The organism is Pseudomonas sp. TE6283 (assembly GCF_054060555.1).
Window position 1 is genome coordinate 93,708 of sequence record NZ_JBSSDH010000017.1, and the last position, 12,513, is coordinate 106,220.

At 63.9% G+C, this 12,513-nt stretch carries 7 protein-coding genes and 3 tRNA genes; 2 read left to right on the forward strand and 8 right to left on the reverse strand.

Features of this window, described 5'->3' with window-relative positions:
- The first annotated feature begins 128 nt into the window (after window positions 1–128).
- On the forward strand, window positions 129–2,027 hold the full coding sequence (locus ACVWZ5_RS20325) for a potassium transporter Kup (RefSeq protein ID WP_028690601.1): 1,899 nt from the start codon (window positions 129–131) through the stop codon (window positions 2,025–2,027).
- 35 nt (window positions 2,028–2,062) lie between these two features.
- On the opposite strand, the gene ACVWZ5_RS20330 is transcribed toward ACVWZ5_RS20325, so the two are convergent.
- The 5 genes from ACVWZ5_RS20330 to ACVWZ5_RS20350 all read right to left on the reverse strand — a co-directional run bounded on the left by ACVWZ5_RS20330 (window position 2,063) and on the right by ACVWZ5_RS20350 (window position 6,734).
- Window positions 2,063–3,355: a virulence factor family protein gene (locus ACVWZ5_RS20330; protein WP_062574898.1), complete on the reverse strand. Its 1,293-nt coding sequence runs from the start codon at window positions 3,353–3,355 to the stop codon at window positions 2,063–2,065.
- Entirely contained in the window at window positions 3,355–5,997 is a 2,643-nt protein-coding gene (gene mprF, locus ACVWZ5_RS20335; protein WP_062574897.1) for a bifunctional lysylphosphatidylglycerol flippase/synthetase MprF, read from the reverse strand. Before mprF ends, ACVWZ5_RS20330 begins: the two co-directional genes overlap by 1 nt.
- Window positions 5,998–6,244: 247 nt before the next feature.
- Window positions 6,245–6,321: transfer RNA gene (locus tag ACVWZ5_RS20340), tRNA-Met, on the reverse strand.
- Window positions 6,322–6,445: 124 nt separating this feature from the next.
- A tRNA-Met gene (locus ACVWZ5_RS20345) sits at window positions 6,446–6,522 on the reverse strand.
- A 135-nt stretch (window positions 6,523–6,657) separates the two neighbouring features.
- Window positions 6,658–6,734: transfer RNA gene (locus tag ACVWZ5_RS20350), tRNA-Met, on the reverse strand.
- 210 nt (window positions 6,735–6,944) lie between these two features.
- Here ACVWZ5_RS20350 and dinB point away from each other — a divergent pair.
- On the forward strand, window positions 6,945–8,003 hold the full coding sequence (gene dinB, locus ACVWZ5_RS20355) for a DNA polymerase IV (protein ID WP_172402433.1): 1,059 nt from the start codon (window positions 6,945–6,947) through the stop codon (window positions 8,001–8,003).
- Window positions 8,004–8,034: 31 nt separating this feature from the next.
- Here dinB and ACVWZ5_RS20360 read toward each other — a convergent pair whose 3' ends face one another.
- The 3 genes from ACVWZ5_RS20360 to ACVWZ5_RS20370 form a co-directional block, all read right to left on the reverse strand.
- Window positions 8,035–8,988: a hypothetical protein gene (locus tag ACVWZ5_RS20360; RefSeq protein WP_258800395.1), complete on the reverse strand. Its 954-nt coding sequence runs from the start codon at window positions 8,986–8,988 to the stop codon at window positions 8,035–8,037.
- A 21-nt stretch (window positions 8,989–9,009) separates the two neighbouring features.
- The gene (locus tag ACVWZ5_RS20365) at window positions 9,010–10,725 is read right to left on the reverse strand and encodes a proline--tRNA ligase (RefSeq protein ID WP_062574894.1); all 1,716 of its coding nucleotides are present in this window, start codon (window positions 10,723–10,725) and stop codon (window positions 9,010–9,012) included.
- 157 nt (window positions 10,726–10,882) lie between these two features.
- Complete coding sequence (locus ACVWZ5_RS20370; RefSeq protein WP_028690595.1) at window positions 10,883–12,199, reverse strand: OprD family porin; 1,317 nt, start codon at window positions 12,197–12,199, stop codon at window positions 10,883–10,885.
- Window positions 12,200–12,513: the final 314 nt, after the last annotated feature.

Here is a 12,513-nt window from a genome sequence, read left to right on the forward strand (position 1 = left end):
GGTCGCTTTACCAGCAGAAATACGACGAACGCTGCGCTATGCTTCGCGCCGTTGCGCCGGGGCATCCGGGATGGCCCGGCGCGGGTAGGAATTCAACCGGTCTAGATGGCCGTCTGCGGGAGTGGTCGATGGTTCAGGCAAGCAGTCACGCCGAAGGCGGACAGGGCGCGGCACGGCCGCTGGGCCTGCTGGTGGCAGCTGTTGGGGTGGTCTATGGCGATATCGGCACCAGTCCGCTTTACACCCTCAAAGAGGTCTTTACCGGTGGTTATGGCGTACAGGTCAACCATGACGGGGTGCTGGGCATCCTGTCGTTGATCCTCTGGTCGCTGCTGTGGGTGGTGTCGTTCAAGTACGTGATGTTCATCCTGCGCGCCGACAACCAGGGCGAGGGCGGCACCATGGCCCTGACCGCGTTGGCGCGGCGGGCCACGGCGCAGTACCCGCGGTTGCGCATGCTGATGGTCGGTTGCGGCCTGGTCGGCGCCTCGCTGTTCTACGGCGACAGCATGATCACCCCGGCGGTGTCGGTGCTCTCGGCGGTGGAGGGCATGGGCCTGGCGTTCGAGGGTATCGATCACTGGGTGGTGCCGATTTCGCTGGTGGTACTGGTGGCGCTGTTCCTGGTGCAGAAACACGGTACGGAGAAGATCGGCAAGGCCTTCGGCCCGATCATGGTCGCCTGGTTCCTGGCCCTGGCGGCGCTCGGGGTGCACGGCATCTCGCAGAGCCCGGAAGTGCTCAAGGCCTTCAACCCGGGCTGGGCGCTGAATTTCTTCATCGTTCATCCGGGCATGGGGGTGGCGATTCTCGGTGCTGTGGTGCTGGCGCTGACCGGCGCCGAGGCCCTGTACGCCGACATGGGCCACTTTGGCCGCAAGCCTATCGCCCGCGCCTGGTTCGCCCTGGTGCTGCCGGCGTTGGTGCTCAACTACTTCGGCCAGGGTGCGATGCTGCTGCAGAACCCGGAGGCGGCGCGCAACCCGTTCTACCTGCTGGCGCCGAGTTGGGCGTTGCTGCCGCTGGTCGGGTTGGCCACCATGGCCACGGTGATCGCTTCGCAAGCCGTGATTTCCGGTGCCTTCTCCCTGACCCGACAGGCCATCCAGCTGGGCTACGTGCCGCGCATGCAGATCCAGCACACTTCCAGCGACGAGCAGGGGCAGATCTACATCGGCGCGGTGAATTGGACGCTGATGGTTGGCGTGGTGCTGCTGGTGATCGGTTTCGAGTCCTCCGGCGCCCTGGCCGCCGCCTACGGCGTGGCGGTGACCGGCACCATGTTGATGACCACGATCCTGGTGTCGGCGGTCATGCTGCTGCTGTGGAAGTGGCCACCGGTGCTGGCGGTACCGCTGCTGGTGGGTTTCCTGCTGGTCGACGGGCTGTTCTTCGCCGCCAACGTGCCGAAGATTGTCCAGGGTGGTGCCTTCCCGGTCTTGGCGGGGATCGTGCTGTTCGTGCTGATGAGTACCTGGAAGCGCGGCAAGCAGATCCTGGTCGATCGCATCGATGAAGGCGCGCTGCCGTTGCCGGTGTTCATCAGCAGCATTCGCGTGCAGCCGCCGCACCGGGTGGAGGGCACCGCGGTGTTCCTCACTGCCCGGCCCGATGCCGTGCCCCATGCGCTGCTGCACAACATGCTGCACAACCAGGTGTTGCACAGCCAGGTGGTGCTGCTGACGGTGGTCAGCGAAGACCGGCCCAGGGTGCCGGAGCACGAACGGTTCGAGGTGGAAGCCTACGGCGACGGGTTCTTCCGGGTGCTGCTGCACTTCGGCTTCATGGACGAGCCAGACGTGCCGGCGGCGCTGAAGCTGTGCCACCTGGACGCGCTGGACTTCAGCCCGATGCGCACCACCTACTTCCTCAGCCGGGAAACGGTGATCGCCTCGCGCCTTGAAGGCATGTCGCGCTGGCGCGGGAACCTGTTCGCGTTCCTGCTGAAGAACGCCAACGGCAACTTGCGGTTCTTCAACCTGCCGCTCAATCGGGTGATCGAGTTGGGGACACAGGTCGAGATCTAAGCTGGGTCAGGGCCGCGAAGCGGCCCTTTTCCCTGTCATTTTTCAGCGACGTTGGCCTTTCCCTGGCGGGTCTCGATCTCGCCGATCAGGCGCTTGGCCAGCGCCGGGTAGTTCTCGTCGAAGTGATGGCCGCCCGGCAGCTTCATGCGCTCGCCCACGGCTGTCTTGTCAGTGCAGCCGCTCTCGTCGGTCTCTTCGACGCCATAGATGCACACCACCTTCGCTGCCGGCAACCTGGCCATCTCAGGTCCGGTCGGCGCCTCCTGGCCTTCCTTGCCCAGCCAGCCCTCCACCTCGATCTCGAAGCTGCCGCTGCGGGCGAAGGCCAGCAGGATCACCGCGTCGATACGCTTCTGGTCTTCCTCGGAGAGGCGGTTGTAGATGGCCGGCAGCACATCGGCGCCGAACGAGTAGCCGGTCAGCACGAAGCGCTTGGTGCCCCATTTCTGGCGGTAGTGCTGCATCAGTTCGGACAGGTCGGCGGCGCTCTGTTCCGGGGTCTTGTGCTGCCAGTAATAGCGCAGGGTGTCGATGCCGACCACCGGGTAGCCGAGCTTGGCCATCTCGCCGGCCACGTCGCGGTCCAGGTCGCGCCAGCCGCCGTCCCCGGAAAGGAACAGGGTCACGGTGTCGGTGGTCTGCCCGGCCGGAACTTCCACCACCGGGATCGCCAGGGCGTTGCCGTCATGGCCGACCAAGGCCTGGGTCAGTTGGGCCTTGAGCACCTGGGGCAGGTGGATGTCGTAGTCGGCGATGCTGGTCTCGGCGTTGGCCTGGTCGCGCACGAAGGCGGCGCTGGCGTCATCCGGGTTGTCGTTCCAGGCCACGTTCCAGTGGCCGTGGGCGGCGGACTTGGGCAGGGCGACCTGGCAGCCGGGCTGCTCGACGGTAAAGTCCACCGAGATGGCCCGGGCCTTGTCGTCGCCTTGTGCGGCCAGCCAGCGCCAGGCCTGGGCCGCGCCCGGGCCGATGCCGGCGACCAGGGTCGGTTTGTCGGCCAGGCGGGTGAGGGCCTGGTCCATCGCCGCCTGCTGCTTGGCGCAGTCGGCGGGCGGCAGGATCACCTGCACCAGCTGAGCCTCGCCGGCCTGGCTGAGGTCGAGCAGTTGCTTGTCGGTCAGGGCTTGGTCCTGGGGCACGCCGATGGCCACCTGGGCCTTGGCGTGCACGCCGGGGGTGGCGCGGGTCAGGGCACTACCGTCGTCGAGGGTGAGGTGCTCCAGGCGCGCCTCGGGCGCCGGCCGGGTCCACAGCCAGAAGGCCGCGCCGCCGGCCAGCACGGCCAGCAGCAGGGGAATCAGTACGTACAGCCAATAGCGTCGGATCATCAACGTTTCACCAATCCAGTCAGGCCGCCAGCGATCAGGGCGGCAGTATCAGCCAGTGCCACGAGCGGGTCGAGCCCGGCCGGCACGGCCATGTAGCGGGGTTCCCAGTCCGGCTGGAACTTGTCCTTGAAGCGCCGCAGGCCCTGGAAGTTGTAGAGCTGCTCGCCGCGCTGGAACACCATCGAGCCCAGACGCTGGGTCAAGGGGGCGCCACGGCGTGGCTGCAAGCCGGAGAGAGGGACCATCCCCAGGCTGAATCGGCCATAGTCATGGCTCTTGTAGTGCAGGATCAGGCCGACCATCATGAATTCCATGGTCAGTTTCGGTGCCTCAGGGTGCGCACGCATCAGGTCGAGGCTGGCCAGTTCGTTGCTGCGGGTTTCCAGCAGGTTGGCGAAGGCCACCGGACGGCCCTGGAAGCGGATCAGCGCGATGCGGAAATGCTGCAGGTACTCGGGGCTGAAGCGACCGAGGGAGAAGCCTTTCTCGCGCACATTCTTGCCGGCGAGCCAGGCGTCGGAGATTTCCTTGAGCTCGGCCAGCGGCGCTTGACCAGGCTCGTGGATCTCCAGGCTCAGCCCGTCCCGCCCGCCTCGGTTCCAGGTGTAGCGCAGGTCCTTCATCTCCTTGCCCTTGGCTTCGATGTCGAAGCGCCGCAGGTCGACCCGGGCCTCTTCGCCGAGCTTGATCGCGGTCAGGCCGATGTCCATGTAGAACGGCAGGTTCTCCGCGCGTACCTGGTAGAACACCGGGCGTGCATGATGCAGGTCGCACAGGTCGCGGAACTGCCAGATCATCTCGGCGCGCTCCTGGGCCGGGCCGATCGGATCGTACAGGGCCACCAGGCTGCGGCCACGGCGGGCATACATGAGGAAGGCGTTGTCGTTGGGGTGGAACAGCAGCGCCTTGTCGCCGGTCAGGGCCAGGCCGCCGTCGGGCTGGTCGGAAGCCAGCAGGATGCGGTTGGCGCGTTGCAACTCGTCGTCGGTTGGCAGATGGATGACCGGGCGGGCGGTGCGCAGCAGCCAGGTCAGGGCGACGATAACCAGCAGCACGGCGCTGCCGAGGGCGGCGCGCAGGCCGCGCGGCGCGTCGGCATCGAGGGTGAACTGCCACCACAGCTTGTGGGTGTAGGGCACGTCCTGATAGGCAAACAGCAGCAACCACACCGAGGCACCGACCACGCAGGCGCTGGCCACCAGGTACACCGGCGAGAACGGGAGCTCCAGCAGACGGCTTGGGCGGTAGAACGAGCGGCGGAACAGGGCGAGCAGGGCGGCGGTGAAGCACATCAGGCTGGCTTCTTCCCAGTCGAAGCCCTTGAGCAGCGACAGTACCGCTCCCACCAGCAGCAGCACCGTGGTCAGCAGCCAGGCGGCCGACAGGCGCCGGCGCAGGCCCTGGGCGAGCAGCAGGCAGAGCACGCCGATCAGGCTGGCACCGAAATGCGAGGCATCGATCAGGCGGTGCGGAATCAGGAAGCCCATGTGTTCCAGACGGCTGTCGATCTCCGGGGTGGCGCCGGAGAACAGCAGCACCACACCGGAGAGGAACACTAGGATTGCCAGCACCGGCGCGGCCAGGCCGGAGGCGGCGCGGATCGCCTGCTGGGCGACCATCAGGCGCCGGGCCTCGTTGGCCAGCAACAGCACACAGGCCAGCAACAGCGGCAGGACCACGTAGATCAGCCGGTACAGCAGCAGCGCGGCAGCCAGTGGCGCGGCCCCCAGCTGGTTGGCGAAGGCCGCCAGCAGGATCGCCTCGAACACGCCGACGCCGCCCGGCACATGGCTGAGCACGCCGGCGGCGAGGGCCAGCAGGTAGACCAGCACGAAGGCGCCGAACGGCGGCGCTTCCGGTAGCAGCAGATAAAGCACGGTGGCGGCGGCGGCGACATCCAGGGCAGTGATCAGCAGTTGCAGCGCGGTCAGGCGCGCCCCCGGAAGGCGCAGAGTACGACGGCCGAACTGTACCATCAGGCTGTCGGCCAATGGTTGTTCGGGTAGGCGCCGGCGATACAGGCCCATCACCACGGCTGCGGCGGCCACCAGCACGGCAATTGCAATCCCGCCCAGCAGTGGCGCGGGCAGACGTAGCGCGGTTGCCGCCGCCGGCAAGTCGCTCAGGGTGGCCAGGGCAGCCAGGGGGGGGAGGGCGCATCCCAGCGAGAGGCTGGCAAACACCGTCATGCGCGCGACTTCCGCGGCGCCCAGGCCTTGGCGCGCATAGAGGCGATATCGGACCGATCCACCGGACAGCATCGACAGGCCAATGGCGTTGCCGATGGCGAAGGCACTGAAGCCGCCGAGCACCAGGATGCGGGGTGGCAGTTGCACGGCCGCATAACGGCTGGCGGACCATTCGTAGCCCAGCAGGATCACGAAACCGATCACGGTGGCCAGTATTGCGCCGATCAGCGAACGTGCCGGTACTTCGAGCATGGCGTCATGCAGCGCGTAGATATCCAGCTCGCTCAGCAGGTGACGGCAGGCAATCAGGCCCATGGCGAACAACACCAAGGTCACTGCCAGCCCAATGGGCTGGCGGTACTTGCTCAGCCGCTCCAGCCAGGGCAGGCGCTGAGCCGCCGTGGGCAGGGCCGCTGTCAATGGCGCCTGGGTTTCGGGAGTGGGGGCGGTCATGGGGTGCCTCGTGCAGTCTGCGCGAGGTGGAGGCGAGGTACGGCCAAGTGAAAGTCCCTTTGGAAAACGTATCCGAATATTACTCCGGGCCGGCGTCTTAATCTGTTTCAGGATAGTTAAAGATAGTTCATTCAGCCGCAGGGTCGGCAGGGGAGCGAGGAGGGCGGGGAGGATTGTCTTTTACAGGGCGCTGAATGCAACAAACCCCGCGCTATCTTGCAATAGGCGGGGTTCGTTCTGACGAATATGGTTGCGGGAGCCGGATTTGAACCGACGACCTTCGGGTTATGAGCCCGACGAGCTACCAGGCTGCTCCATCCCGCGTCAGAGGGGCGCATTATACGGATTGGCCGTTAGTTGTCAAGTGCGTACGTTAAGTACCACGTCGCTTGGCTGATCAACAGACAATAAAAAGGCCACTGTCGAAACAGTGGCCTTTTTTTGAATCTGGTTGCGGGAGCCGGATTTGAACCGACGACCTTCGGGTTATGAGCCCGACGAGCTACCAGGCTGCTCCATCCCGCGCCTGTGGGATCGGATTCTACGGATTTTGTACTGGGAGTCAAGCGTTACTGTTTGATTTTTCGAATGTTTTTACTGATCGATAATCAATAGGCAACAAAAAAGGCCACTGTCGAAACAGTGGCCTTTCTTTGAATCTGGTTGCGGGAGCCGGATTTGAACCGACGACCTTCGGGTTATGAGCCCGACGAGCTACCAGGCTGCTCCATCCCGCGCCTGTGAGATCGAATTCTACGGATTTCCTTTCCGGTGTCAAGCATTAATTCAAAAAAATCCTTTTTTGTTCAAACCCTTAGCGTCTCAAATCGGCACGCGGCTCAGTCGCGACGGGGCTTGCAGGCCGATCGTCCCGCGCAGGCTGTTTCGGGGCAGGGGCATGGGATACTATCTGTATGAATTTACAGTAGTGGCTGTCGTCCATGTCCCTGCGCAAGATCATCCACATTGATTGTGACTGTTTCTACGCCGCCATCGAGATGCGTGACGACCCGCGCCTGGTCGGTCGACCCATGGCGGTGGGCGGGCAGCCTGGGCAGCGTGGAGTGATCGCCACCTGCAACTATGAGGCGCGCGCCTATGGCGTTCGCTCGGCGATGGCATCCGGGCATGCGCTGAAGCTGTGTCCGGACCTGGAGATCGTCAAGCCGCGCTTCGAGGCCTACCGCGAGGCGTCGCGGGAGATTCACGCGATCTTTCGCGACTACACCGAGTTGATCGAGCCGCTGTCCCTGGACGAGGCCTACCTGGATGTCAGTGACAGCCAATGGTTCGCCGGCAGCGCCACACGGATTGCCGAGGACATTCGCCGTCGGGTGGCCCGGCAACTGCACATCACGGTGTCTGCCGGTGTGGCGCCGAACAAGTTCCTGGCCAAGATTGCCAGTGACTGGCGCAAGCCCAACGGCCTGTTCGTCATTACCCCGGACCAGGTGGAGGCGTTCGTTGCCCATCTGCCGGTGGCGCGCTTGCATGGGGTTGGCAAGGTGACAGCGGACAAGCTCTCGCGGTTGGGGATCGATACCTGCCTGTCGCTGCGCGACTGGTCGCGGCTGGCGTTGGTTCGCGAGTTCGGCAGTTTCGGCGAGCGCTTGTGGGGGCTGGCGCGGGGGATCGACGAGCGTGCGGTGCAGAACGACAGCCGGCGGCAGTCAGTCAGCGTCGAGAACACCTATGACCATGACCTGCCCGACTTGAACAGTTGCCTGGATAGACTGCCGGAGTTGCTGGCCAGCCTGAACGAGCGGATTGCGCGGATGGACAGCAGCTATCGGCCCGACAAGCCCTTCGTCAAGGTCAAGTTCCATGACTTCAGCCAGACCACGCTGGAGCAGGCGGGGGCGGGTAGGGATCTGGAGAGTTACCGGCAGTTGCTGAGCCAGGCGTTTGCCCGGGGTGGCAAGCCGGTACGTTTGCTGGGCGTTGGGGTGAGGCTGCGCGATCTGCGCGGTGCGCATGAGCAGTTGGAGTTGTTCGCAGATACATAGGAGAAGGGCTGCAAAGCAGCCCTTCTTCGTGTTACTGCACGCCCGGATCGGCCACCAGGCGCCCGGTGGCCTTGGTCAGGGTCTGCAGGAACTCCTGTTGCAGCTCCGGATCGTTGCGGGTCAGCTCGATCAGGCTCTGCTCCAGTTCACTGGCTTCTTCTTCCAGCCCCAGCTCCGACAGACGCTTGACCCGATGCACCCACTGGCCGACATCATCATCCTCGAGGTCATCGAAGATCAGCTCGTGAGCCTCGAGCAGCTTGCCACGCAGGTTGCCGCTGACCAGCAGGCTGGCGTCGCCGCGCACCTGGTTGTCCTCGTCGACCACCTGCAGGTGCAGGGTGCCGATATGGTTGAGGTTCTGCTCGGAGAACGGGCTGTCGAGCAGGTTTAGGCGCAGCACACCGTTCTTGTCGGTGGTCAGCTCGTGGGTCATCTTGCCGGCTTTGACCTCGACCAGGCGCTCGTTCCACGGCAGGCTGATGGCCTCCTCGCGCTTGCCCTTCTCGATCTCGTCGATGCCGGCCAGGTTCTGCTGGGCGCGACCGTTGGACTGCACGTTCATGAACGGGTTGACCCCCGCCAGGCCATAGCTGAGCCAGTCGTGGGTGACGCTGTCCGGCAGGTTGCCCAAGGCGAACACGTTGACCACGTTGGCACCAACGCCGGCCACCACCGCCACCGCGCCCAGCGGGATCTCGTAGATCTCCCGCCAGGGTTGGTAGGGGGTGTAGCGGTCGTAGCGGCGGGTCACCTCGAACTCGGTGACCTCGAAGCGCTTGAGCTCATGGATGCGTACACGTCGTTGCGGAAGCTCCATCACCTTCGGCTCGCCGACATCGATCTGCAGACTGTGCTCGAGCAGTTTGCGCTCGACGCGCTCCTCATGGTCGCTGCGCTGGGACATCTGGTTGGCACAGCCGCCGAGGAGCAGGGCGCCGCACAGTGCAGCGCCCCCCAGGGTGTAGGTACTTCGCTTGGACATGATCACTCGCGTAACGGGTTATCAGCGGCGGATGCGGGCCTGCAGGAAGGTCAGCACGTCCGCGAGCGGCAGTGCCTGGGCCTCCGATTCGGTGCGGTGCTTGTACTCCAGGTTGCCTTCGGCCAAGCCACGGTCGCTGACGACGATGCGGTGCGGAATGCCGATCAGCTCCATGTCGGCGAACTTGATGCCGGGGCTGGTCTTCTTGTCGCGGTCGTCCAGCAGCACTTCGAAGCCGGCGGCGGTCAGTTCGGCATACAGCTTGTCGGTGGCTTCGCGGACCACATCGGTCTCGTAGCGCAGCGGTACCAGGGCGATCTGGAACGGTGCCAGGGCGTCGTTCCAGATGATGCCTTTTTCGTCATGGCTCTGCTCGATGGCGGCAGCGACCACGCGGGACACGCCGATGCCGTAGCAACCCATGGACAGCACCACAGGCTTGCCGTTCTCACCCAGCACCTGGCACTTGAGGGCCTCGCTGTACTTGGTGCCGAGCTGGAAGATATGGCCGACTTCGATGCCGCGCTTGATCACCAGGGTGCCCTGGCCATCCGGGCTCGGGTCGCCCTCGACCACGTTGCGCAGGTCGGCGACCTGTGGAACCGGCAGGTCGCGCTCCCAGTTGACGCCGAAGTAGTGCTTGTCGTCGATGTTGGCGCCGATGCCGAAGTCGCTCATCAGGGCGACCGAGCGGTCGATGATGCACTCCAGCGGCAGGTTCAGCGGGCCGAGGGAGCCTGCGCCGGCACCGATGGCGGCGCGCAGCTCGGCGTCGGAAGCCATGACCAGCGGGTCGGCGACCTGCTCCAGCTTGGCAGCCTTGATCTCGTTGAGCTCATGGTCGCCACGGACGATCAGGGCGACCAGCTTGCCTTCCTCGGCGCCATGCACGATCAGGGTCTTGACGGTCTTCTCGATCGCCAGGCCGAAGTTTTCCACCAGTTCGGCGATGGTCTTGGCGTTCGGGGTGTCGACCAGGCGCAGCTCTTCGGTCGGCGCCGGACGCACGGTTTCACGCGGGATGGCCTCGGCCTTCTCGATATTGGCGGCGTAGTCGGAGGTGTCGCTGAAGATCACGTCGTCCTCGCCGGAGGAGGCGAGCACGTGGAACTCGTGGGAGTAGCTGCCACCGATGGAGCCGGTGTCGGCCTGCACCGGACGGAAGTCCAGGCCCAGGCGGGTGAAGATGTTGGAGTACGCCAGGTGCATGCGGTCGTAGGTTTCCTGCAGGGAAGCCTGGTCGGCATGGAAGGAGTAGGCGTCCTTCATGATGAACTCGCGGCCGCGCATCAGGCCGAAGCGCGGACGGATCTCGTCACGGAACTTGGTCTGGATCTGGTACATGTTCAGCGGCAGCTGCTTGTAGCTGGACAGCTCGTTGCGCGCCAGGTCGGTGATGACCTCTTCATGGGTCGGGCCGACGCAGAAGTCGCGCTGGTGGCGGTCCTTCAGGCGCAGCAGCTCGGGGCCGTATTGCTCCCAGCGGCCGGATTCCTGCCACAGTTCAGCCGGCTGGATGCTCGGCATCAGCACTTCGAGGGCACCGGCGGCGTTCATTTCCTCGCGGACCACGGCTTCGACCTTGCGCATCACCCGCAGGCCCATCGGCAGCCAGGTGTACAGGCCGGAGGCCAGTTTGCGGATCATGCCGGCACGCAGCATGAGCTGGTGGCTGATGACCACTGCATCGGCAGGGGTTTCTTTCTGGGTGGCGAGCAAATATTGACTGGTGCGCATGGTGGGCCGTGTCGATTGCCTGAATGTGAAATGACCCCGCATTGTACGGGGGCGAAACGAAAGCGTACAGAATGCAGCAGTCAGGCTTTTCTGTCAGCCAGGAAAAAGCCCGGCGATTGCCGGGCTTTTTCATTCGCAGAGCGATGCAAGCAAGGGCTTACAGGATGCTCAGCGGGTACTCGACGATCAGGCGCAGTTCGTCCAGCGACGGGGAACCATAGTAGACACCGTCGGCGGAGCGGTAGGTGGCTTGGCGCACGCGGAAGCTCAGGTCTTTGGCCGGGCCTTCCTGGAGTACGTACTTGATGTCGATGTCGCGTTCCCATTCCTTGCCGTTGGTGGTGCCGGCGACGTTGGCGTCGCTGCCGCGGGCGTAACGGGTCATGAAGGTCAGGCCTGGAATGCCGTACTCGGCAAAGTTCAGGTCGTAACGTGCCTGCCAGGACTTCTCGTCTTCGGCGTTGAAGTCGGAGCGGGCGATGGAGTTGGCCAGGAACACGGTGCCGCCGCCGTCGATGCCGTAAGCGTAGTCGCCATCACCGGTGACCTTCTGGTAGGCGAGGGTGAAGGTGTGCGCGCCTACGTTATAGGCGGCCGAGAGGCTGAAGGCTCGGTTGTCGAGCTTGTCGCCATCGAACGCCTTGACGTTGGCGGCGCCGCTGCTCTTGGTGTCGTAGATGTTGAAGTCGAATACCAGGCCTTGTTTATCGGACAGCGGTACTGCCCAGTTCACGTTGGCGTAGTATTTGCGCCAGTAGTCTTCGACTTTGGAGTAGTAGAGGCTGGTGCTCAGGCCGTCGGTGATGGCATAGGTGCCGCCGAAGATGTTCGCTTCGGTCAGGCCGCCGTTCTTGATGCCGGCATCGTTGCGTCCGCGGATACTGTCCTTGTAGCTCTGGGCTTGTGCGTCGAGGCGAGTGAAGTGACCCGCGTTGAGCTCAAGGCCTTCGATCTCCTTGCTGGTCAGCAGGAAACCCTCGGCGGCTTCAGGCAGCAGACGGCTATCGTCAGTGGCGAAGACTGGCAGTGCAGTAAACTGACCGCCGAATTTCAGCACGGTGTTGGAGATGCGAGCTTTTACCGCGCCGTAGCCCTTGGAGTAGCTATCTTCCGGGCGGCCTTCGGAGTCGACCGGGAACAAGCCGGTGTTGGTGGTTCCGCGGCCGCCATCCAATTTGATGCCCAGCAGGCCGATGGCGTCGACGCCGACGCCAACGGTGCCTTGGGTGAAGCCGGATTCGAAGGTGCCAATGAAGCCTTGGCCCCATTCGGCTTGACGGCTCTGGCGGTCACCTGTCTCCGGGTCACGGTCATCGTTGCGACGGTCGCGGCTGAAATACAGGTTGCGCATTTTCACGTTCAGCGTGCTGTCATCGACGAAACCCTTGGACTCGTCCTGCGAAGAGGCGACAGCCAGTTGCGAAGTCCCTGCCGCTACGGCCAGGGCGATCATGCTCCACTTCATCACGCGCATCGTGATTTGCTCCTTTGGTTTTTAGGAAGAGTACCGCCGCACCCGGGTATTTTAGTTATGGGGCCGGCTCTTTCTTGTTATGTCGGCGAAAATGTATATCACGCGGACTATTCTTGGCGATATGGGCAGAAACAACCTTTCGGTAACTTTATGGCCATGTCGCTGTTGGTTGTCTCCATGTCGCAAATCACGCCTGTCATATAAGGGCGTACAACTCCAGCGCTGTCTCGAAACCGTCATTTTTGTATAAATACAAAGTACGGCTTGTGAAACTCCCTGGTTTATCCGATGCCGCTGTTGTTATTTGTCGCGTC

What these genes read in the sequence shown, in the direction of transcription:
- ACVWZ5_RS20325 (WP_028690601.1), top strand. Translation starts at nt 129, where the DNA reads ATGGTTCAGGCAAGCAGTCACGCCGAAGGCGGACAGGGCGCGGCACGG.
- ACVWZ5_RS20330 (WP_062574898.1), bottom strand. Translation starts at nt 3,355, where the DNA reads ATGATCCGACGCTATTGGCTGTACGTACTGATTCCCCTGCTGCTGGCC.
- mprF (WP_062574897.1), bottom strand. Translation starts at nt 5,997, where the DNA reads ATGACCGCCCCCACTCCCGAAACCCAGGCGCCATTGACAGCGGCCCTG.
- ACVWZ5_RS20360 (WP_258800395.1), bottom strand. Translation starts at nt 8,988, where the DNA reads ATGTCCAAGCGAAGTACCTACACCCTGGGGGGCGCTGCACTGTGCGGC.
- ACVWZ5_RS20365 (WP_062574894.1), bottom strand. Translation starts at nt 10,725, where the DNA reads ATGCGCACCAGTCAATATTTGCTCGCCACCCAGAAAGAAACCCCTGCC.
- ACVWZ5_RS20370 (WP_028690595.1), bottom strand. Translation starts at nt 12,199, where the DNA reads ATGCGCGTGATGAAGTGGAGCATGATCGCCCTGGCCGTAGCGGCAGGG.